Genomic DNA, 21741 nt, shown 5'->3' with positions numbered 1-21741 from the left:
CGCAAGACTTCATTGGAATTGGCCCGCGTCCCAGCTTTGCAGCGATTTGCCCACGGCCTGCGTGAGTTCGGGCAAGGGCATGCTGTCCGAGCCCTCGATCACGGGCTCCATGCCCAGAGTCGCCTGCAGGCGGGAGCTGGCAGCCTGCATATTGGATTGGGCCTGGTAGCGGCGCAGCACGGAAAGAATGGTGCTGGTCTGCTGGGAGACGCGCTCCAGCGCATTGAGCTTGTCGGCCTGCACCTGGTTGTTCACATGCTCGGACAGGCGCTGGTCCACGGAGGCAATGGTCTGCGCTCTTTCATATTGGCGCACGGCGTTCGCAAATTGCAGACGGGCCACATGCAGCTGTGTCAATACCGCCATCTGGGTAGCCAGACGACGCTGATCGGCCAGCTGGACACCCGCGTCGGCCAGCTGACGCTGTGCAGGCAGGGACAGCAGTCCCAGCAGATTGAAGGAGATCTGCAGGCCCGCATCCTGCCAGCGGTCGTTGATCAGATAGCTGTCGCTGCTCTTGTTGACGCCGTAGTTGAAGGAAAGGCCGGGGAACATGCGCAGCATGACGCGCTTGGTCTCTTCGTTGGCGATACGGGCGTTGTACAGGCTCTCGCGCAGGTCCGGGTTGAGCAGCAGGGCCCGGTCTTCCAGCTTGTCCACAGGCTGCTCCAGCCAGCGCTGGGCATTCGAGGTCGCAGGTTCGATCACGCGCAGTGGCTGGTTCAGCTCGGCAGGCGAGACGCCCATCAAGGAGGCCAGTTCGATGCGCGAGGAGGACAGCTCCTGCTGAATGGCCTCCAGCAGGCGGATATTCTCCAGCAACTGGCGTTGATAACGCAGCGGCTCCATGGGGGAGCGCAGTTTCTCCGCTTCGACCTTGCGCGAGTCTTCCAGGGCCTTGTCTGCATCCTGGCCTGCGGTCTGCAGCGAGGATTCCAGGGCCTGGGCTGCAGCCACACGCCAGTAGGCGATGCGTACATCCTGGATCAGCGTGTGTATGGCCTTGCGGCGACGCTCGGCGGCGATCTGGGCGCGATCGGCATGCTGGCGTGCGGCGTAGTAGCTTTGACCGAAGTCCAGCAGGCTCCAGGAGAAGCTCAGCGAGCTCAGTGTCGATTCACGGTCCGACGAAATATAAGGGTGCGCCAGGGAAGGCGCGCCCGTGACGGAGTCCGTGCTGCGGCTGATCAGGTCCTTGTCGCGGTAGCGGTAGCCAGCCGATGCCACCAGCTTGGGCAGCATGTCGAACTTGGCAACATTGGCCGTGCCCTGGGCCACAGCCTCTTCCATACCGCGCAGGCGCTGGGCCGCGTTGTATTTGATGGCCCGCGCAATGGCCTCTTCAAGGCTTACCGGTCCGGTCAGCGCAGCCACGTCTTTACCGAGGCTTTGTCGATCGGCCTGGACCTGCAACTGAATTTCTTCCGTGGAAAGTGCCTGGCCGGTCAGATTGGCGCAGCCGGTGAGCCAGATGGCCGAGCCTAGCAAGGCTGTGAACCGGACACGGCCACGAAAATGATTCTCGGGCCGGCGGTGAGCAAGGGCGTTCATATCTGCAAGGAGGTGATGGCAAAGACGGTTTGACAAGAAGACCCAGGCAAACCGATGCGCAAAACTTTAAAAAGTATGCATAAGTCTTAATTGTCAAAAAATGTGTCAGCGATATTACCTAGCAAAAATGACGACAGCAATCACTGAAATCAGGTATTTCGTCCTGCAGTTGCGCTCTTGCTACGCCCTGCTTTTTCCCTTGTGGAAGGTACAGATACAAGGGGACTACCCGAGGCGACCTGAACTGACAATGGCCGCTTCAGAGAGGAATGCCTGAACGAACATTGGCTCACCAGCTTGGCACGTGCCCGTGCGCTCGTCGAGGCTTGGCACCGGGAATACAACGAGGAGCGGCCGAAGAAGGCCCTCGGCGGACTGACCCCGGCAGCTTATGCCCAAGACTGATGCACAAGCCGTTAAATTAACCTCGGACTCCAAAGCCCAGTGCTACTGAAAACGGGGGGACGTCGCCAGCATCACACGGGCCTGCAGGTAACCAGGGCATCTGCCAACTGCATTACAGCCTTGGCAGCCCTGAGCAAATTCATTCAGGCGTGATACCTGCCGCCTTGATGACCTGCCCCCATTTGATGGTTTCGGTAGCTTGAAACTGTACCAACTCTGAGGGCGTCGTGCTCCATGCTTCGGAGCCGGACATAGCGAAGAAAGACTTGGCCGCCGCACTATTGACCGCCTTGGCCAGCATCTGATTGAGTCTGCCTGCGACAGGTGCTGGTGTATTGGCGGGCGCGTAAGCAGCAAACCAGTACCCCATGTCGTAGCCTTTGACACCAGCTTCAGCGATGGTTGGAACCTCAGGCAACTGTGAGCTGCGCTTCAGCGTGGAGTAGCCAAGCGCGCGCAGTTTGCCGGCCTTGATTTGAGGAACGCCGGTCGAAACGTCGGTAATCATCAGGTTGATCTGTCCTCCGAGTAGGTCCGTGATGGCAAGTGGGTTGCTCTTGTAGGGAACATGAAGGATATCGACGCCGGCGAGTTGTTTGAGCATTTCGCCGGCAACTCGACTTGAGGAGCTGCCACTGCCAAAGCTCAGTTTCCCAGGATTGGCTTTTGCGTAGCTCAGCAGCTCGCCTACGGACTGATAGGGTGATGTCGCAGGAACGACCAGAACCTGCCCGCCTTTGCCTAGGCCTGTGATGGCTGTGAAATCCTTGACAGGGTCATACGACAGTTTTTTGTAGAGATGCTCATTGGCGGCATGCGTCGTATTGGTCGTGATAAGAACGGTATAGCCATCAGGAGCGGCCTTGGCTACTGCTTGAGCCGCAAGCATGCCACTGGCCCCTCCTTTGTTTTCCACCACGACCGGCTGCTTGGACTGCTCGGAAACGGCTTGCCCCAAGGCGCGTGCCAGCTGGTCCGTGGCACTGCCGGCGGCAAATGGAACGACAAAGGTGATGGGCTTGTTTGGATACTCGCCCTGTGCAAGGGCAAAGGGGCTCAGCGCAAGGCTTGCGCTGAACGCCAGAACACCGCGCCGCGTATGAAATGTCATGGTTTGTCTCCTGTAGGTTGTTGTAGAAAATTCAGGTTGCCGGGCCGACAAGTAACGACTTGAGATGGCACGGGACCGTGACAGGCATTTCAAGTATCCTGAAGCACAGCGTCTTGCCATGGCTGTCCAGGTTCAGCGAGTCATTGACTCCTCCATCCAGCACGTTGTCGAGCACCAGATTCATGGCGTGCAGTCTGGGTAGCAGGTATCGACGGACATGGCTTGGCTTGCGGTCTGCAAACAGACGCAGCACGACTTGTTCGGTGACTTGTTCGCACACCACTTGCCACAGGTCCGGATGCCATGCAATGACGCTGATGTTGGATCGGTTGCCTTTGTCACCCGTGCGCCCATGCGCAACTCGGTACAGGGGAACGGTAAGGGTTGAGTTCATGGCCTAATCCTGATGCGGGGATGCCCAGCGGAAGCCCGTCTTAACCTGCTGCTGGGGCACCAGGCACGACACCATTCCCAGGCGCAGGCGCATCTGGGTACGAACGCCCCCTCCTCCCGCCGGGCCGCAGCAATACAAGGCGGTTATTTCGCGTGGCAGACGCGCCGCAACTGCACGGTCGGAGTGCTGCCAGGCCATGCGAAGCCGGACATCGCGGGCTGCATTGGAAGTGCTGGCGTCGGTCAACCAGTCGCTGCTGTCGTTTCCCCAGACACTGGTGACGCCGATCAGATCGGTCCGGAGAGGCGCAATCTCCGCCAGGCGCCTGGATATGGTCCGCGCAGCCAAGCGTGCGCGCTCTGCCGCTCTTGGTCCTGCGTAGGAGATCTCTCCTTCTGCAAACCACCCTGACTCGAAGCAGACATTGACTTTGAGCTGCTCAGGCCGCGGGTGACCGATGACCCCTTCCAGGCGAACCCGGTCCGGCCCGACCGGAATCACTTCAGCCTGAGTGATGTCGGCGACAACGTCCGGTGTGAGGTAGCAGGCAGGGTCGTGGATTTCGTAGAGCAGTTGCTCCTTGACCGTGGCCGCAGTGATACAGCCCCCGGTAAGACTTGGCTTGAAGATAGTGCTGTTGCCCGTGCTGTCGATTTCAGCAATGGGATACCCCAGGCGCTCCATGTCCGGTACATCTTTGTATCCAGGGTCTGCAAAGTAGCCGCCGGAGACCTGGGTTCCACATTCCAGCAGATGCCCGGTCATCGTGGCGCGGGCAAGACGATCCCAGTCATCCCACGCCCAGTCGAAGTGGGCCATGGCAGGCCCCACTACCAAGGAAGGGTCGGAGACACGACCACATACAACAATATCTGCACCTGCCCGCAACGCCTCGGCGATGGGGCGTGCGCCGATATAGGCATTGGCGCTGACCCGTTGCTGGTTTGGCATGTCCTGGCCCAGAGCTGTTTCGAGCAGCTGGCAATGTTCGTGACCGCTCAGGTCATCTCCATGAACCACCGCTATCCGGGGGACACGCGTCCCAAGCTCACCGGCCAATGCAGCGATGGCCCGAGCTGCGCCTTGCGGGTTGGCCCCGCCGAAGTTGCTGACGATTCGAATCCCATGTGCGAGGCAGTCGGCGAGCACCGGCTGGAGAAACTCCACCATGAGAGGCTCATAGCCTGCATCGGGATCCTGGCGGCGCGCGAGTTGCGCCAATGCCAGCGTCCGCTCTGCGAGCGTCTCAAAGATCAGAAAGGCCGGCTTGTTCTGTCGAACCAGCTCCTGCACGATGGGTTGTGCCGCATCGGTTCGATCACCGGAAAAGCCTGCTGCGCATCCAATGAGCAACGACGTTTTTTCGTTTGGCGCTCTTGTCATGAAACCTCCTGTTGCCCACTATAGAAAAACACCTGTAAGCTGTGAAATCGATTATTAAGATAAATTAATCTGCAATTCAAATGAATCTGTCGTCGCGCGATGTGCAGGCATTCTTGGTATTGGCCAGGCAAAAGAACTTCACCCAGGCCGCCAGCATGTGCCACCTGTCCCAACCGGCTTTCAGTGCACTTATCCGTTCATTGGAGCAAACGGTAGGCCTCAAGCTTTTCGACCGCAGCACCAGACACGTGGTGCTTACCACTGAAGGAGAACGATTTCTGCAGTCGGCAGAGCGCCTCTGTGCAGAGTTCGCCGCCTGTGAGAAAGCGATGCGCGATACAGCACAACTGACTCAGGGGCATGTATCCGTTGCACTGCTGCCCTCCCTTGCTGCTGGCTGGCTTCCTGCGGTGCTGAAAGCCTATACGGCCCGTCATCCCGGGATTCAACTGGGTGTGCTGGATGTGCTGTCCGAGCCATGCATTGCATCGGTGGCCAATGGCGATGCGGACTTTGCCCTGGCCGCCATACGCGCGGACACCCCCGACCTGAGAGCCGAGCCGTTTTGCAGTGACAGTTTCCATATGGTGTGTCCTCGCGCTCATCCGTTGGCGAACAAAGCCGCGCTGTCCCTGGAGGATCTGACACCGTGGCCGTTCATCCACCTGGCACGCCACAGCAGCGTTCGCCAGTATCTGGATGCCGCGTTATTTCCTCGAACGATGCAGACCTTCGTTGAAGTCGAGCAACTGGCAACGGCCATGGGGCTCGTGCAGGCCGGATTAGGCATCACCGTAGCTCCCGCGTTGAGCTTGTTTCACTTCAACAAGCCCGGATTGGTGACGCGTCAGCTGCCGATACCGGACATGGATCGCCAGATCTACATGGTTCGCAAGCGAGAGCGCAGCCTTTCATTGGCGGCTCAAGCGCTGTATCAATTGATGCAGGACATGCGTCCTGCCAGTGCCTGATTTGAACAGGGCTTTTCTGCAAAGCGGATATCTCGCCCGAGACACCCCGCCGCCCGGACGAGAGACTCTAATTGCGCCGACACATCCGCAGCGTGCGCAGCGCTGCATATCTGTGCCGCCTGATCTGAGCATGGGCAACAGATCGCCCTCACCTCGCTGCCATTACACAGTTATCCGTCAATACAAGGTACTGCCTCGGTCAACATACCGAGAACCCAGGAGACGCATATGAAACACAGAACCCGCCGCAAGCGCTTTGCCAGCTTGCCTGAATTGCCCAACGGTCTTGTCGACGGGACACTGCGCAAGCTTCTTGTTGCTGCGTTTGCACTGGCATCGCTGGGGCATGTCGCGATTGCCCAGGAGTCGAGGCGCGACGCTTTCTTCTGGCTGGGGCAAATCAATAAGGCATCGGCCGTCATCAATACCGATGAAGGCCTTCTCGACAAGACCATGGCACCCCAAATTGCGCGAGGTCTCCAGAGCGTCTTGACTGCAGGCGATGCTCCCGGTGGTAAACGGCCAGGGTTGGTCATCACCTTCGAGCCCCTGCTCATCGATGCAGCCGGTGTGCAGGCCACACTTCTTCATGCCGGGCGTTCAAGCCAGGATATGTTGGCGACGGTGCGCTCTGCCATACAGCGGGACGACATGCTGCGCCTGAACAAACAGCTGGAGCAGACCCGTGCTCATCTGCTGCGGCTGGCACAGACTCATGCCGACACGGTCGTACCGAACTACACCAACGGAGTGGCCGCCCAGCCCAATAGCTACGGGCACTACCTTCTGGGACACCTTGCCGGTTTTGACCGGGACGCCCAGCGCCTTCACGAGGCGTTCACACGCATTGACCAATCAGCGATGGGCACCACGGTTCTCAATGGGAGCAGTTGGCCCTTGAATCGAGAGCGCATGGCCCAATACCTGGGCTACCCTGCCACGGTTGACAACGCCTACGATGCCGCACAGATTCTGGCTGCCGAGATGCCGGTGGAGATCGGCGCGGTGGCATCGAGCATTTCCCTGCACGTGGGAGCTTTTATCGAGGACGTCATGGTGCAGTATGCACAGCCCAGACCCTGGATCCTCCTTCGCGAGGGCGGAGGGAACACCTATGTGTCAAGTGCAATGCCTCAAAAGCGAAATCCGGGGCTGCTCAACGACACCCGTGCCAACGCTTCACGCGTGCTGGCAATGGGTGTGGGACGCCTCATCAGCCAGCACAATATTCCACCGGGGATGAGCGACAACAAGTCGTCGCATGACACCTCCGCGCTGATTGCGTCGACGATTTCAACGCTGCAGGGTTTTGACAAAGTCCTCAGCGGCCTGGTGATTGATCCAGAACGTGCGCTTGAAGAGCTGAATCTCGACTGGACGGCCTCCCAGGAGGTTGCGGATGTCCTGATGCGCAAATACAAACTGCCTTTCCGTGTGGGTCACCATTTTGCTTCGGCGGTCGTCAGCTTCGCCAAAGAACGCAATATCACGCCGCGTGACTTCCCCTACGCCGATGCCCAGCGCCTCTATGCAGCGACCGTCGAACGCGAAATGTCAATCGAGAATGTCAGGTTGCCTCTGTCGGAAAGCGAGTTCCGGACGACGCTGGATCCCGTCGCCATTGTGAAGAACCGTGCGACCGCCGGAGGCCCCCAGCCATCGGAGATGGCGCGCATGATCGCGCGGTCCGGGCAATTGCTGTCTCAAGATCAGCAGTGGGCTGCGCAGCGACATGACCGGATCGAAGCGGCAATCAGGAACCTTGACCGCGACTTTGCGCGGCTGGCAACCCCCAAATAGCCAAGCAGCCATAGGCCCTCTTTGCTGGGGTCACTACAGGCTCAATCCTCTTTCCTGGTGATCGGCGGCCGACCAATACGCAATGTCACAGAGCCGGAGCAGGCCCTGCCGAAAACCGCCAACTCCTTGCACGGAACAACACCTGCGGACTACCCTGTAGAAAAGCCATGAGGATCAGCTCATGGCTTTTTCTTTCAGGGATCTGCCGTTTAACGATTCTGAGCTTGTGCCGAATATTGTGCGTAAAGCTCATCCGCCATTTTGCGCAATGCGCGGCCTATGGCTGCATATTCATATTCGTTGAGATTTGCCAGGGAGGCTCGCCCCGACGGACGGTTCGAGCCGAAGCCGCGCCCCGGCAAGAGCACGATGCCGGTCTCGTCGGCAATCCGGAACAGCATGTCACCTGTCGACGACTGCTTGACCGCCCACTCTGCAAAGGCCTCGCCGTAGAGCTTCGAGGTCACATCCTGCAAGTCAATCAGCGTGTAGTAGTCCACCGCGTTCTCATCTCTGAGCGGAGGCATGCCGAGCTCGCGGTACAACGTGGTTTCGCGCCTGCGAATCAGTTGCTTGAGCGTGTGCTTGTACTCGTCCGCCTCATCCATCAGTGCAAACAGCGAGAACAACGCCATTTGCACCTGCTGTGGCGTGGACAGCCCTGCTGTGTGATTCAAAGCCACAGCACGGCTGTCGGCCACCAGGCGATCGATGAACTTCAAGGAGCGCACATCAGGTAGCAGCGAACGATAGCGATGATCCAGGGCGATTTTTTCGGACTCCGGCAATTGGTCCAACGCCAGGTCAAAGACGTTCTGCCGATGGGCCGCCACCACCCCCAAACGCCAGCCAGTGGCTCCAAAGTATTTGGAGAACGAATACACCAGCAAGGTATTGGCCGGGCAGATCGCGAAAAGAGACTGGAAGTCATCGGCAAAGGTGCCGTAGACATCGTCGGTCAGGATCATCAGGTCCGGGCGATGTTCCGCAACAATATTGCGCACGCGATCCAGACTTCGTCGATCCATCTTCACGGAAGGCGGATTGCTGGGGTTGACGCAGAAGAAGATCTTGATGGCGGGGTCCTTGAGCTTGTCCAGCTCCGAGTCCGGATACTGCCAATGCAGGTTTGGGTCCGCATTGATGGCGACTTCCTCCAGTGCATATTGAGCCAACTCCGGGATTTCTATATAGGGCGTGAAAACCGGCATGCCGATGGCCACCTTGTCCCCGGCCTTGAGCAGGCCGTTGAGCTTCAGGCTCTCGAAGATGTATGCCATGGCAGCCGTTCCCCCTTCGACCGCAAACAGGCTCACGGACTCGCTGGGAATTGCGTCGGCGCCCATTTCGCGAATGATGTACTGGCGCACGATTTTTTCGCTGATGTTCAGCATCCGGGGCGGAACGGGGTAATTGCAGCCCAGAATACCGTCAACCATTTCGTGCAGGAAGGCGGCCGGGTCCAGGCCCAGCTGATCGCGCACATAGCTCAGGGATTTGCCGAGGAAGCGCACGCCCTCCTGATCCCGGTTCTCGGCAATATAACGTTCGAAACGTCCCTCTATGCCGTCGATCTTCGCCAGTCCCCCAACGCCTACCGTCGTCATATAAGAGTAGGACAGCTCTGATTCCGCTGCAGCGAACAGGCCCAGGCGGAAAAATGCCCTTCTCGGCGTAGTGGCCAGAAAGTTGGGATTGCCCCGGCCCGCATTGAGCATGAGGCGGTTTCCATCGCCCGAGGCAATCTTGATCAACTCATCCTTGAGCTCGAACGGGCTCAAATTCGCCAGACTCTGATAATCCTTGCTCATTTCGCAACTCCTTCCATTCGTTCCAGGGAATCAATTCAAGGGTTTCACGCGAAGGCGATGACCAGCGGCCCCAGCAAAGTCAGGAACACATTGGCCAACGCATAGGTGATTGCAAAAGGGGTGGTCGGTATGGAATTGCCGGCTTTGTCCAGCACCTCGCCAAACGCAGGGTTGGCACTGCGCGCACCCGACAGAGAGCCGGCGAATATGGCTACGTTGTCGTAGCGCAGCACATATTTGCCAAACAGGATGGCGATCAGTAGTGGAATGATGGTGACCAGAACGCCGAGCATGAACAGCGTCACCCCCTGATCCATGACCGTGCTGACGGCCTGCTGGCCCGACTGCAGGCCAACCATGGCCACGAACCCCGCCAGACCCAGGTCGCGCAACAGTGTGGAGGCCCCCGTCGGCATATTGCCCATGGTGTGCTTGCGGCTACGCCACCAGCCAAAAAGCAACCCCGACAGCAAGGCACCGCCACCGCTGCCCAAGGTGATGGGAATGGAGCCGATGCGCAGGACCAGCAGACCGATCAGCAAGCCGACCACGATGCCGCAGCCGTGATAGACCCAATCGGTCTTGTCGCTGGGAACAATGATGGGCCCGGCAGATTGAGCGGCCTTCTGAACGTCCTGAGGCGTACCGAACAGGCTCACCACATCACCGGGCATCACGACGGTCTCCGCCTTGATCGGCACAGGCGTGCCGGCGCGCATCATGCCTTCGACATACACACCGTGTATGAAATCCTGTGACAGGCTGCTCAAGATATCCTTCACGCTGCGGTTGAGGTAGACAGGATTGGTGATTGCAACGTCGCGGCGCACCATCACCACATCCATGCCCTCGGCTGCCTGCAGCTCGTCGCCGACCTGAGCACCCAGTGATACCACTGCCGCACGGCGGCCCACCAGCAGCACAACGTCGCCGCCCTCGAGCACCAGGCCCGGATCCACGCCTAACAGTGCATTCCTGCGCTGAATGCGTTCCACGGTCACCCTGCCCTGCATCGCGCTGGCTTCAAGTTCCGCCACGGTTTTTCCGGACTGAGTGACGCGAAAAATGCGTCCCACCAGATCGGGAGCCGCAGGCGACTCGCCCTGTGCATAGACGCGTACGCCCTTGAGCTGCTCCTGCTCGGCCTGAACGGCGTCATCCCGGATATTGCGTCCGGCAATCCATGGCAGAACATTGACGCACATGATGATGGCGCCGAAAGAGCCGAAAATATAGGTGACCGCGTAACCGATGGCGACGTTGGCCTGCATGCGCTGGACCTCGTCGGCGGAGAGCCCCAGCTTCTCGATGGCAGAGCCTGCCGTTCCAATGATGGCCGACTGCGTCAAGCCGCCTGCAGCCAGTCCTGCGGCCAGGCCTTTGTCCAAGCCGAATACCCGGGCGATCACCACGACCGTGATCAAGCCTGATACGGCCACCACGACGGCCATCATGATTTCCTTGACCGAATGGCGTCCCAGCGAGTTGAAGAACTGCGGACCACTTTCGAAGCCCACGGCATAGATGAACAAGGCGAAAAGCACGGCCTTGATGCCGGAATCAATCTGAATACCGATCTGGCTGATCAACACCGCTGCCAGCAGCGAACCCGCGACCCCCCCCAACTGGAATGATCCAAAGCGGAACTTGCCGACCCAGTACCCCAGAGCCAGAGATGCGAAAAGTGCCGCCTCCGGTGATTGGTGAAAGATGCTTTTGAGTAAATCCACGGCCACCTCTACTTCCAGATAAAAGGACCAGGCAACAGAAAGTCCAACCAAGCCCCGATGAGAGGGAATGGAGCTGCCTGGGCTCAGGAGAAAGCGGTTCGCTACCTGGATGCGTGGATCGAGATCGCCGGTCTCAACATTGATGCCACGTCCATTGGCTGGTTTGATTCTTGTTTTCTTCTATGGGCTTCCACTATTAAAGACAAAAGCGTACCGAAATGTAGGACGTTACCGATGATTCACTTTGTGATACACATGGCGCACGCGAGGCTGCCTGGCCGAGGTTTCGGAGACAGTCCTTTCACACGCCGCTTGCATCCGGAGCGGGCTTTGCCGACGCCCAGGTGCCTGATCCCTCAGCGCAAGGTGCGTCGGTTGATGGAGCGCCGGGTGGCTGCCAGAGTGCTTCGACGCACCAGGGGTTGAGCGCCAGTGGAGTCCGATGCATTGGCGGCCACCAGTCTTTGCTGTGCCTCCAGCAGGTTCTTGAGATCCGCAGCCCGCTCCTGTGCCAGTGCCGCAGTGTTCTGGGCGGTCTGCAACTGGGCATGCAGGTTCAGGATTTCCTGCTCGGATTGCTCAAACCGGATCTGCAGCTCCTGGTAGCGAGTCTCTGCCTTGCGCTCCTGATCCTGCAGGCTTTTTCTCGCGGCTGCCAGCTCCTGCCGCGCACGATCGACTTCGTTGAGCATATGGCGCTCGTTGCCGGCGTACTGCTCTGCCATGCGCTGACGCTCGGCGGCAGCCGACTGAATTTCCTCGCTGTGCTTTTGCTGCTGCAGCTCACGCTGGCGCACGGCTTGGCCCAGCTCGTCACGCAGCTCCTCCAGGCGCAGATCGCGTTCTTGCAGCGTCTGCTGCATCTCGTCAAGACGACGCGCCAGATCCTGAGCGTGGTTCTGCGCGGTCTGCACGGCTTGATTCAGCGCATCTTTTTGCGCTTCCATGGTGGCCTGGCGCTGCGCGAGTTGCTCCTGCTGCGCCGCAAACGCCTTCTCTTCCGCCCTCAAAGCCTGTTCACGAAGATCCAGGGCTTTGCTGGCGGCGACCTTCGCCTCTTCCTGCGCCGTATTCCAGAGCTCTTCGGCCAGGCGCTGCACAGGATCCGGTACCGACTGCAACACCGAAGGGTCCTGCTCTCCCGCCACTCCCAGGCGGCGTCCCAGCGTGGCGAACCAGGTCTCCAGCATGGGACTGACCGTATTGGGAGAGCCGCGTCCGATCTGCTGGCGCACCCGCTCGATGGTGGGACGCAGTCCCTGGGCAATCAACGCATCTGCAGCGGCCCAGACGTCGGACTCCTGTACACCTCTGGAGGTGGTTTTGCTGGTATTCATATCTTCTTCTCAAATAACTAACGATAAGTGATTGTTATCGTGACCTATGAATTATATACGTAATACACAATACATCTAATGTATCAAATAATACATATGAAATTTTCATACAGAAAGACAACATACATTAACTCGTTTTCATGCTCGGGCCGAGGATGAATCCGCCTCTGGGTTTGAATTGCGGCAATATCGCCGGCTGGTACTTGTGGACGGATCGTCCTGCACCTTTGATCAAACCGGGGCGGGATGGCAGGCATTCATGTTCTCGATATCCGCCTTCGGCGCGCAGACGGGCATGCAAAGTTGCAGGAGCATGAGCACTGCGGTCTTTCTGGTGCTGCAGCGACGGCTGCTGGCCCACCGACCTGAACATCGATTGAAGCTGCCCCCCCCAGTCAGGGCGAAAATAGCGTCATGGATTCACGCAAGCCTTTGCCCTTACCTGCCCCGGCAGTCCCTGATAGCAGCCGTCTGCAGACACTGGACATGCCGTCATGCTCTCTGGCGCCCGAAGCGCATGAAGCCATCAGGGAGCTGATGCACGAAGGCGAATCCAGCAACACGCGCAGCAGCTATCAAAGCGCCATGCGTTACTGGGCTGCCTGGCATCTGCTGCGCCAGGGTCAGCCCATGCAGCTGCCACTGCCAGTTTCCACGGTGCTGCAATTCATCATCGACCATGCCCAGAGACAAGGCAGTGCCGGCCTGATCCATGAGATGCCGCCCGAGATCGACGAGGCCCTGGTTGCTGCCGGCTACAAGGGCAAAAAGGGAGCCCCCTCGCACAACACCCTGGTGCATCGCATGGCCGTGATGTCCAAGGCGCATCAGGTGCACGCGATGCCCAACCCCTGCCAGGACGGGGCAGTGAGGGAGTTGATGTCACGTACGCGCAAGGCGTATGCAAGACGAGGCGAGCTACCCCAGAAAAAAGAGGCGCTGACACGCGACGTGCTGGAGGCGTTGCTGGCCAGCTGCGACGACAGTTTGCGCGGCCTGCGCGACCGGGCGCTGCTGCTGTTCGCCTGGGCCAGCGGCGGGCGCAGGCGCTCCGAAGTGGCAAGCGCCGATATGCGTTTCCTGCGCGCCGTGGCCGATGGGGAGTTCATCTACACCCTCAGCCATAGCAAGACCAATCAGAGCGGCACCGATACCCCGGAGAATCACAAGCCCGTGACCGGTCGCGCCGCAGCCGCTTTGAAAGCATGGTTGGACGCAGCAAGGATTACCGAAGGGCCCCTCTTCAGGCGCATTCGCAAAGGTGGCCATGTGGCAGAGCCACTGACTGCTGCTGCCGTGCGCAATATTGTCAAGGAACGTTGTGCGCTGGCAGGTGTGCAAGGGGATTTTTCCGCACACTCGCTGCGCTCGGGCTTTGTGACCGAGGCCGGACGACGCAATCTGCCTTTGGCCGATACCATGGCATTGACGGGGCACCACAGCGTGAACACCGTACTCGGATACTTCCGAGCCGACTCGGCACTCAGGAATCAGGCAGCGCGCATGCTTGACGAGGACTGATGTCGGCCGTCCCGGGCGCCAGTCCCATGAGCTGCAGCACCGTCTGGTGAGCGGCCGATTGCAAGTCCGCCAACCGCAGCGGCACATCGAAGTGATTGACTCCCAGCGCCTGCACCCGTTGCCGCAGCAGACAGAGTGCCCGCCAGGCGGCCAGATACTCGCGCGACTTATTGTCGTCGGTCAAGACAGAGGGCATTTCTTGCACGACGGTGGACTCCGGGCGGCGATCAATCGCAGCGGACTGCATATGCCTCCCCGGAGCCTGCCTGCATGCCTGTTCCGCAGCCGCGCTGGGCACCAGCGCGGCACCCTCCGAATAGACCTGCGCGCCTGTCTGCAGACACATTAAATTACATTCATGCGACTGAAATCAGAGCGGTGGAGCAGACGTTGAGAAAAGCAAAAGCGGGGGTAGGCTGTGCAGCCATGGTGTGGGGGCTCGGTGCCCAGGCAGGAGGACTGGACAGGACGGGTCAGGATCTGGGGCCGTTGTTTGAGAAGGGACATCATCTTTCCACGGAGACCTATACGGTTCAGCCTCGAGTCCGGGGTACGGATGCCCTGGGCAAGTCCACCGGGCAGGTGGCCGACGATTACAGCCAGTGGGGCTTTGCATACAGGCGGGATCTGAATTCACGCAGCTCATTGCTGATCATGGTGAGCAAGCCTTTTGGCCTCGACATCGCTTACAGCCCGCAGCAATCACCGCTATTTGGCGGCACACAGGCCCGCGTGAACAGCCATGAACTCCTGGGGGTCCTGCGCTACCGCTGGGATGAGCACTGGGCGGTACATGGCGGGCTGCGCCTGCAACGCACCGATGGACATGTCGCTCTAGGGGGGCTGGTATTCGGGGCGCTGAATGGATACCGGGTTGATTTCAGACCCAGTACCGAACCCGGCTACCTGCTGGGCATGAGCTATGAACGGCCAGATATGACTTTGCGCATTGCCGCGACCTATTACTCTGCGATCAAGCACAGGATTGCGACCCGCGAAAACCTGTGGCCGGGCGAGACAAGGACGGCATCGACCGCCCCGCAAAGCCTCAACCTGGATATACAGACCGGCATTACGCCGGGCACCGTGCTCTTTGGACAGATACGCTGGACCGACTGGTCGCAATTCAGGCTGCGTCCGCAGACCTTGGAGGCAGTTCTGCCAGGCCGCAGCCTGGCAGACATGCAGGACACCATGACCTACACGCTGGGTCTTGGGCAAAGGCTGGCGGAAAACTGGTCGGGCTTCGTCGCCGTCGCTTACGACGAGCGCAGCGACAAGGCTGCGCTGTCGCCGTTACGCCCCACCAATGGCCGGATTGGCTACACGGTGGGGGTGAGCTATCAGCAAGGTCGTTTCAAGCTCACGCCCTGGCTGAGCTACCAGCGTCTGGGCTCGACAGATATCTCCAGCGGCGGCACAACGCTGGCGACGTTTGATGCCGAGTCCGCCACGGCGGTCGGGATCAGGCTTGGCTACCAGTTCTGAGCGCAATCTGACAGCCGGTATGCGGCCTTAGCCCAGTGCCGCAATCACGTCGGACGGGGCCTGCACCAGCTCGATCAGCACACCCTCGCCGGCAATCGGAAACTCTTCGTTGCTCTTGGGGTGCAGAAAAGTGATGTCATAACCCGCAGCCCCCTTGCGGATACCGCCTGGGGCAAAGCGCACGCCCTGGGCGGTCAGCCATTCCACGGCTTTGGGCAGGTCGTCGATCCAGAGGCCGATATGGTTCAGCGGCGTGGCGTGCACGGCCGGCTTTTTCTCGATGTCCATGGGCTGCATGATGTCCACTTCGACTTTCATCGCCCCGCGCCCCATGGCAAGGATGTCTTCGTCCACATTTTCGCGCTCGCTCTGGAAGGTCCCCGTCTGCTCCAGGCCCAGCATGTCCACCCACAGCTTTTTCATGCGCTTCTTGTCAGTGCCGCCTATCGCAACCTGCTGAATGCCCAGAACCTTGAAAGGACGATTGCTCATGATTGACTCCTTTATGGATAGCTGACAACGCAATAAAAATAAGCGTTTCAGCCGGATTTAATGTAAATCCTCAGACCTCGCCCAGCACCCAGCTGCTGGCCATGGCAAAGTATTCGCGCAGCCAGGCGTTGAAGCGTGTGGCCAGAGGCGTGGGTGCCGCCACGGGATAGACGTCGTGCAGACCCTGGCGCTTTGCGATGTCCATGGCACGCATCAGGTGAAAGTCGCTGCTGACCATGGCCATGGGTGCATCGGTCGCCACGCCGCGCCCGGCCAGCAAGGGTCGGCTGAGCCTGAGGTTCAGTTCGGTACTGGTGCTGAGCTTTTCCAGCACCAGCCGCTCTGCCGCAATGCTGTGGCGCTGCTGGAGATAGCGGGCCATGACCTCGGCTTCGGACTCTGTCTCACCCCAGTCCACACCGCCGCAAACGGCGATCAATGCCTGGGGCTGCAGCATGGCAAGCTCCGCAGCCGTGTCCAGCCGCGCGGCCAGAACCGGCCTGGGCTTGCCGTCCAGCGTGCCGCTGCCCAGCACCACGATGGCTTGTACGCTCGGTACTTGCTGCGGTGCAAGGCCCATCCCTGCCAAATGGCTCCAGAACCAGAGAAGACTTGCAAGCCACACGGCCAGTGCGACGCAACCCAGCGACCACAGCCTTTGATTCAAGGGCCTGGCCGCACGCCACTGCTGTACCGCTCGCCATCGCCAGCTCAGCCACAAAGCGGCTGCCCCCAGCAAGGCAGGTAGCACCACACCCACATTGAAGTGCCCCATTCCCATCAGCACCAGTGCATCGACGAACAACAGTGCCCCCATCAAAGACAGCAGCATGCGCGCGCATGTGGCAGGGCGGGAGATCTGGATAGCTGCTTGCAATGTCATCGCTGATGGCTCATGTGGCTCAAGCTGGAAACGGGTCGGGCCTGTCGTATTGAGAAATGCAAAGCCCGCCGAGCCGAAGCCGCGCGGGCTTTTGCTTCGCGACCTGATGTGCAGCCCGGCCGCATGCCGATGCCGAACCCAGGCCCCGAAAAGCGCGTATCACTCGAATTCCAGAATGATGTCGTCTACTGCCAGCGAGTCGCCTTTGGCGGCACTGATCTTGCTGACCACGCCGTCCTGGGACGCAAACAGGATGTTCTCCATCTTCATGGCTTCGATGACGGCCAGCTTCTCCCCGGCTTGCACCTTCTGGCCGGGCTGCACGACTACGTCGACCAGCAGGCCGGGCATGGGCGAGAGGAGGAATTTGGACAGATCGGGCGGGGCCTTGTAAGGCATGAGCTTGTGCATCTCGGCGCCCTTGGGCGAGAGCACCAGGACATCGGCTTGCGTGCCGTTATGGATGACGCGCAGTGCCAGCGGGTTCTTGCCGTTGCCGCGCTCGATCTGGCAGGTGAAGGGCTTGCCGTTGCAGACACCGCGCACCACCAGGTCACGAATGTCGGCATTGCTGCGGAATTCGTAGTTCTTGTCCCCGATCACCACCTTGCAGACACGCGCCTGGGCATCGAAGTCGGTCACCTCTCCGGTCACATAACGGTTGCGGCCTTCAGCACCGAGGACCACAGCGGTGTACTTTTCGCCCACCTGCACCTGGTGGCCCTGCATCTGGCCGCTGATGGTCGACGCACGCGCACGGTAGCGGCGATTGCGGAACAGGGCCAGCGCCACCAGGAAGTCGGGATCGTCGTGGGGCACGTCCTCGGCATGGAAACCGTCGGCATAGTGCTGGGCGATAAAGCCGGTGTTGAATTTGCCCGAGACAAAGTCAGGGTGCGCCAGCAGGGCCGCCTGGAAGGGGATGTTGGAGCTGATGCCGCGGATGGCAAAGCCGTTGAGTGCTTCGCGGGCCTTGGCGATGGCCTCGTTGCGATCCTTGCCGTGCACGATGAGCTTGGCAATCATCGAGTCGTAGTACATGGGGATCTCGCCACCGTCATAGACCCCGGTGTCCACACGAACGCCGTACAGGTGCTCGGTGTCGGATTGCCACATGGTCTGCTCGGGCGGGGAGAAACGCACCAGACGGCCGGTCGAAGGCAGGAAGTTGCGGAAGGGGTCTTCGGCGTTGATGCGGCACTCGATGGCCCAGCCTTCGCGTTTCACATCGGCTTGGGTGAAGGACAGTTTTTCTCCGGCAGCCACACGGATCATCTGCTCGACCAGATCCAGGCCGGTGATGCACTCGGTGACCGGGTGCTCCACCTGAAGACGGGTGTTCATTTCGAGGAAGTAGAAGTCCTGGTCCTTGCCGACCACGAATTCCACCGTGCCGGCGGACTGATATTGCACCGCCTTGGCCAGCGCCACGGCCTGCTCGCCCATGGCCTTGCGGGTTTCGTCGCTGATGAAGGGACTGGGCGCTTCTTCGATCACTTTCTGGTGTCGACGCTGTATCGAGCATTCGCGCTCGTTCAGATAGACCACGTTGCCGTGGCTGTCGCCCAGAATCTGGATCTCGATGTGGCGAGGCTCCTGCACAAACTTTTCAATGAAGATGCGATCGTCTCCAAAGCTGTTGCGCGCTTCGTTCTGGCAGGAGGCAAAACCGTCAAAGGCTTCCTTGTCGTTGAAAGCCACGCGCAGCCCCTTGCCGCCGCCGCCGGCCGAGGCCTTGATCATCACGGGGTAGCCAATGCCCCTGGCGATTTCAACCGCCTGCTCTGGCCCGGCGATGGCGTCGTTGTAGCCGGGGATGGTGTTGACCTGGGCTTCGCCTGCCAGCTTCTTGGACGCAATCTTGTCGCCCATGGCCGCGATGGAGTGCGACTTCGGACCGATGAAGGCAATGCCCTCTTCTTCGCAGCGCTTGGCAAAACCTTCGTTTTCCGACAGGAAACCATAGCCGGGATGCACGGCCTGTGCGCCGGTGGCCTTGCAGGCCTCGATGATCTTGTCTCCCAGCAGATAGGACTCGCGGCTGGGTGCAGGGCCCAGTCGCACGGCCTCGTCGGCCAGCTTGACATGGCGGGCGTCCTTGTCCGCGTCGGAATAGACGGCCACGGTCCGGATGCCCATCTTGCGGGCGGTGGCGATGACCCGGCAGGCGATTTCGCCGCGATTGGCAATCAGAATCTTGGTAAACATGGATATATCTCCTGGTTCTTCTTTTTCTTACAGCGGGATGTTCCCGTGCTTGCGCCAGGGATTGTCCAACTGCTTGTTCTTGAGCATTTCCAGCGAGCGGCAGATGCGCTTGCGGGTTTCATGGGGCTGGATCACATCGTCGATAAATCCACGGGCTCCGGCCACGAACGGATTGGCAAAGCGTTCCTTGTACTCCGCTTCGCGCGCCGCCAGCTTCACCGGGTCGTTCTTGTCCTCGCGGAAGATGATCTCCACCGCACCCTTGGCGCCCATGACGGCAATCTCGGCATGGGGCCAGGCCAGGTTCACGTCACCGCGCAAATGCTTGGACGCCATCACGTCATAGGCGCCGCCGTACGCCTTGCGGGTGATGACTGTGATCTTGGGCACGGTGGCTTCGGCATAGGCGTACAGCAGCTTGGCGCCGTGCTTGATGATGCCGCCGTACTCCTGGGAAGTACCGGGCATGAAGCCGGGAACGTCGACAAAGGTGACGACGGGAATGTTGAAGGCATCGCAGAAACGCACAAAGCGTGCAGCCTTGATCGAGGACTTGATGTCCAGGCAACCGGCCAGCACCAGGGGCTGATTGGCCACGACGCCCACGGTCTGCCCTGCCATGCGGGCAAATCCGATGATGATGTTCTTGGCGTACTCGGGTTGCAGTTCGAAGAAGTCGCCATCGTCCACGGTCTTGAGGATCAGCTCCTTCATGTCATAGGGCTTGTTGGCGTTTTCGGGCACCAGCGTATCCAGCGACAGATCGGCGCGACCGACAGGGTCGGTGGTCTCTCGCACGGGGGCCTTCTCCTTGTTGTTCAAGGGCAAGTAGTTGTAGAGGCGGCGCAGCATCATCAGGGCTTCGACATCGTTGTCGAAAGCCATGTCGGCCACGCCACTCTTGGTGGTGTGCGTGATGGCACCACCCAGTTCCTCGGCCGTGACTTCCTCGTGTGTCACGGTCTTCACGACCTCGGGACCGGTCACGAACATGTAGGAGCTGTCCTTGACCATGAAGATGAAGTCGGTCATCGCCGGCGAGTACACCGCGCCGCCGGCGCTGGGGCCCATGATCATGGAGATCTGTGGCACCACGCCCGAGGCCAGCACGTTCTTCTGGAACACATCGGCATAGCCGCCCAGCGAGGCCACGCCTTCCTGGATCCGGGCACCGCCCGAATCGTTGAGGCCGATGACCGGAGCGCCGACCTTCATGGCCTGGTCCATCACCTTGCAGATCTTCTCGGCATGGGTTTCGGACAGTGCACCGCCGAACACCGTGAAGTCCTGGCTGAACACAAACACCAGACGGCCGTTGATCATGCCGTAGCCGGTGACCACGCCATCGCCGGGGATCTTGGTGTTTTCCATGCCGAAGTCCGTGCAGCGGTGCTCCACGAACATATCCCACTCTTCAAAAGTGCCGTCGTCCAGCAGCAGCTCGATGCGCTCGCGCGCCGTCAGCTTGCCTTTCTTGTGCTGCGCATCGATGCGCTTTTGTCCCCCACCCAACCGAGCGAGCTCTCGCTTGGCTTCCAGCTGCTTCAGGATATCGTCTTGCATGCTTGTCCTCTAACGTGATTTGGGTTGCTTGTCTCGCAATAGTGATGCTGCGATGCTATGGTAATAAGAGCTACTAGCGCCTACTGCATTTGGGCTAGAAGCAGATTTCTCGCGGCAGTGCTGGCAGCGATACGACCCGCTGCCACATCGTCCTGAAGGACGGGAAGCATGGCTCTGACGCGCGGATGCTGGCGGAACGCCTGCTTGAGACCAAAGTCGATGCGCTCCCACATCCAGGCCAGGGCCTGTTTCTCGCGGCGCAGGGCCAGGCGACCATTGGCGGTTTGCAGCTCTCTGAAGCTGCTGACGGCACTCCAGAAACCATCCACCCCCTGCCCCAGCAAGGCGCTGATCTGCAACACCCGCGGCTGCCACAACGCGCCGGTGCTGGCATGGTCGGGATTGCCGTGCATGCCCAGCAGGCGCAGGCTCGATGTGATCTGCGCCTGGGCGCGCGTGGCGGCATGGGGGTCGATGTCGGCCTTGTTGATGACCACCAGGTCGGCCAGTTCCATCACACCCTTCTTGATGGCCTGCAGGTCATCGCCGGCATTGGGCAGTTGCAGCACGCAGAACATGTCGGTCATGCCGTGAACGGCAATCTCGCTCTGCCCTACCCCCACCGTCTCGACAATCACCACGTCGTAACCGGCGGCTTCACAGACCAGCATGGCCTCGCGCGTCTTTTCGGCCACGCCCCCCAGTGTTCCGCTGCTGGGACTGGGCCGGATATAAGCTTCCAGCCGCATGGACAATTGCTCCATGCGGGTCTTGTCGCCAAGGATGGAGCCGCCTGAGACGGTGCTGGACGGATCGATCGCCAGCACCGCCACACGCAGACCCTTTTCTATGAGGTACAGACCCAGGGCTTCGATGAAGGTGGATTTGCCGACGCCAGGCACGCCGCTGATGCCAAGGCGAAACGCCTTGCCCGTATGGGGCAGCAGAGCGGTGAGCAGGCCGTCGGCCTGTTCACGGTGGTCGGCCCGGGAAGATTCAAGCAAGGTAATGGCCTTTGCCATGGCCCGGCGCTGCACTGCGGAGGGGCCGTGCAGAATGCCGTCTTGCATTTGCTCAGGAGTCACGTCGCGAT

General features: G+C 60.0%; 17 protein-coding genes and 1 pseudogene. 5 read left to right on the top strand and 13 right to left on the bottom strand.

The annotated features are described in order from the left end of the window. Positions 1-9: 9 nt before the first annotated feature. Positions 10-1551, bottom strand: coding sequence for a TolC family protein (locus tag E2583_RS13155; RefSeq protein ID WP_291596410.1), 1542 nt, complete (start codon positions 1549-1551; stop codon positions 10-12). Between the two features lie 249 nt (positions 1552-1800). Here E2583_RS13155 and E2583_RS13150 point away from each other — a divergent pair. Then, a pseudogene (locus tag E2583_RS13150) lies at positions 1801-1956 on the top strand (transposase); the annotation flags it as partial. A 139-nt stretch (positions 1957-2095) separates the two neighbouring features. On the opposite strand, the gene E2583_RS13145 reads toward E2583_RS13150, so the two are convergent. From E2583_RS13145 to E2583_RS13135, 3 genes are read right to left on the bottom strand one after another with little or no spacing between them, the layout of a single operon-like run. After that, positions 2096-3067, bottom strand: coding sequence for a tripartite tricarboxylate transporter substrate binding protein (locus E2583_RS13145; RefSeq protein ID WP_291596408.1), 972 nt, complete (start codon positions 3065-3067; stop codon positions 2096-2098). Positions 3068-3098: 31 nt separating this feature from the next. Further along, positions 3099-3461, bottom strand: a complete 363-nt coding sequence (locus E2583_RS13140; RefSeq protein WP_291596406.1) for a hypothetical protein — start codon at positions 3459-3461, stop codon at positions 3099-3101. A 3-nt stretch (positions 3462-3464) separates the two neighbouring features. Further along, positions 3465-4844, bottom strand: coding sequence for an acyclic terpene utilization AtuA family protein (locus tag E2583_RS13135; protein ID WP_291596404.1), 1380 nt, complete (start codon positions 4842-4844; stop codon positions 3465-3467). 80 nt (positions 4845-4924) lie between these two features. On the opposite strand from E2583_RS13135, the gene E2583_RS13130 reads away from it, so the two are divergent. Continuing rightward, complete coding sequence (locus E2583_RS13130) at positions 4925-5815, top strand: LysR family transcriptional regulator (RefSeq protein WP_291596402.1); 891 nt, start codon at positions 4925-4927, stop codon at positions 5813-5815. Positions 5816-6043: 228 nt separating this feature from the next. Then, positions 6044-7615 (top strand): lyase family protein, encoded by a 1572-nt coding sequence (locus E2583_RS13125; protein ID WP_291596400.1) that lies wholly within the window; start codon positions 6044-6046, stop codon positions 7613-7615. A gap of 209 nt (positions 7616-7824) precedes the next feature. Here E2583_RS13125 and E2583_RS13120 read toward each other — a convergent pair whose 3' ends face one another. The 3 genes from E2583_RS13120 to E2583_RS13110 all read right to left on the bottom strand — a co-directional run bounded on the left by E2583_RS13120 (position 7825) and on the right by E2583_RS13110 (position 12493). Next, complete coding sequence (locus tag E2583_RS13120; RefSeq protein ID WP_291596398.1) at positions 7825-9426, bottom strand: bifunctional aspartate transaminase/aspartate 4-decarboxylase; 1602 nt, start codon at positions 9424-9426, stop codon at positions 7825-7827. A 44-nt stretch (positions 9427-9470) separates the two neighbouring features. Then, positions 9471-11156: an aspartate-alanine antiporter gene (aspT, locus tag E2583_RS13115; RefSeq protein ID WP_291596396.1), complete on the bottom strand. Its 1686-nt coding sequence runs from the start codon at positions 11154-11156 to the stop codon at positions 9471-9473. A 356-nt stretch (positions 11157-11512) separates the two neighbouring features. Next, positions 11513-12493 carry a DNA-binding protein gene (locus E2583_RS13110; protein ID WP_291596394.1) on the bottom strand — a complete coding sequence of 327 codons (981 nt, stop codon included), beginning with the start codon at positions 12491-12493 and terminating at the stop codon, positions 11513-11515. A gap of 414 nt (positions 12494-12907) precedes the next feature. Between E2583_RS13110 and E2583_RS13105 the strand changes: the two genes are divergently transcribed. Continuing rightward, the gene (locus E2583_RS13105) at positions 12908-14014 is read left to right on the top strand and encodes a site-specific integrase (RefSeq protein WP_291596392.1); all 1107 of its coding nucleotides are present in this window, start codon (positions 12908-12910) and stop codon (positions 14012-14014) included. Here the strand turns inward: E2583_RS13105 and E2583_RS13100 are convergent. Then, on the bottom strand, positions 13977-14198 hold the full coding sequence (locus E2583_RS13100) for a hypothetical protein (RefSeq protein ID WP_291596390.1): 222 nt from the start codon (positions 14196-14198) through the stop codon (positions 13977-13979). The two genes, E2583_RS13105 and E2583_RS13100, sit on opposite strands and share 38 nt — an antisense overlap. Positions 14199-14404: 206 nt before the next feature. Here E2583_RS13100 and E2583_RS13095 point away from each other — a divergent pair, with 206 nt between their 5' ends. Then, the gene (locus tag E2583_RS13095) at positions 14405-15502 is read left to right on the top strand and encodes an OmpP1/FadL family transporter (protein ID WP_291596388.1); all 1098 of its coding nucleotides are present in this window, start codon (positions 14405-14407) and stop codon (positions 15500-15502) included. 27 nt (positions 15503-15529) lie between these two features. On the opposite strand, the gene E2583_RS13090 is transcribed toward E2583_RS13095, so the two are convergent. From E2583_RS13090 to meaB, 5 genes are all read right to left on the bottom strand, one after another. After that, a complete protein-coding gene (locus E2583_RS13090) occupies positions 15530-15994 on the bottom strand; it encodes a VOC family protein (protein ID WP_291596386.1) in 465 nt (154 codons plus the stop codon). Between the two features lie 70 nt (positions 15995-16064). Continuing rightward, a complete protein-coding gene (locus E2583_RS13085; protein WP_291596384.1) occupies positions 16065-16826 on the bottom strand; it encodes a YdcF family protein in 762 nt (253 codons plus the stop codon). Between the two features lie 210 nt (positions 16827-17036). Beyond that, positions 17037-19085, bottom strand: coding sequence for an acetyl/propionyl/methylcrotonyl-CoA carboxylase subunit alpha (locus E2583_RS13080; protein WP_291596382.1), 2049 nt, complete (start codon positions 19083-19085; stop codon positions 17037-17039). A 27-nt stretch (positions 19086-19112) separates the two neighbouring features. Next, positions 19113-20648 carry an acyl-CoA carboxylase subunit beta gene (locus E2583_RS13075; protein WP_050874463.1) on the bottom strand — a complete coding sequence of 512 codons (1536 nt, stop codon included), beginning with the start codon at positions 20646-20648 and terminating at the stop codon, positions 19113-19115. A gap of 80 nt (positions 20649-20728) precedes the next feature. Then, positions 20729-21733, bottom strand: coding sequence for a methylmalonyl Co-A mutase-associated GTPase MeaB (gene meaB, locus E2583_RS13070; protein ID WP_291596379.1), 1005 nt, complete (start codon positions 21731-21733; stop codon positions 20729-20731). Between the last annotated feature and the right edge of the window lie 8 nt (positions 21734-21741).

This window comes from Comamonas sp. (assembly GCF_009360615.1).
Lineage (GTDB): Bacteria > Pseudomonadota > Gammaproteobacteria > Burkholderiales > Burkholderiaceae_C > Comamonas.
The sequence above is the reverse complement of the archived record's forward strand: the minus strand, read 5'-3'. Positions and strand labels throughout refer to the sequence as shown.

Bases quoted from the DNA above. Each gene is read 5' to 3' on its own strand.
- E2583_RS13155 (WP_291596410.1), bottom strand. From the start codon at position 1,551: ATGAACGCCCTTGCTCACCGCCGGCCCGAGAATCATTTTCGTGGCCGT.
- E2583_RS13145 (WP_291596408.1), bottom strand. From the start codon at position 3,067: ATGACATTTCATACGCGGCGCGGTGTTCTGGCGTTCAGCGCAAGCCTT.
- E2583_RS13140 (WP_291596406.1), bottom strand. From the start codon at position 3,461: ATGAACTCAACCCTTACCGTTCCCCTGTACCGAGTTGCGCATGGGCGC.
- E2583_RS13135 (WP_291596404.1), bottom strand. From the start codon at position 4,844: ATGACAAGAGCGCCAAACGAAAAAACGTCGTTGCTCATTGGATGCGCA.
- E2583_RS13130 (WP_291596402.1), top strand. From the start codon at position 4,925: ATGAATCTGTCGTCGCGCGATGTGCAGGCATTCTTGGTATTGGCCAGG.
- E2583_RS13125 (WP_291596400.1), top strand. From the start codon at position 6,044: ATGAAACACAGAACCCGCCGCAAGCGCTTTGCCAGCTTGCCTGAATTG.
- E2583_RS13120 (WP_291596398.1), bottom strand. From the start codon at position 9,426: ATGAGCAAGGATTATCAGAGTCTGGCGAATTTGAGCCCGTTCGAGCTC.
- E2583_RS13110 (WP_291596394.1), bottom strand. From the start codon at position 12,493: ATGAATACCAGCAAAACCACCTCCAGAGGTGTACAGGAGTCCGACGTC.
- E2583_RS13105 (WP_291596392.1), top strand. From the start codon at position 12,908: ATGGATTCACGCAAGCCTTTGCCCTTACCTGCCCCGGCAGTCCCTGAT.
- E2583_RS13090 (WP_291596386.1), bottom strand. From the start codon at position 15,994: ATGAGCAATCGTCCTTTCAAGGTTCTGGGCATTCAGCAGGTTGCGATA.
- E2583_RS13085 (WP_291596384.1), bottom strand. From the start codon at position 16,826: ATGCTGCTGTCTTTGATGGGGGCACTGTTGTTCGTCGATGCACTGGTG.
- E2583_RS13080 (WP_291596382.1), bottom strand. From the start codon at position 19,085: ATGTTTACCAAGATTCTGATTGCCAATCGCGGCGAAATCGCCTGCCGG.
- E2583_RS13075 (WP_050874463.1), bottom strand. From the start codon at position 20,648: ATGCAAGACGATATCCTGAAGCAGCTGGAAGCCAAGCGAGAGCTCGCT.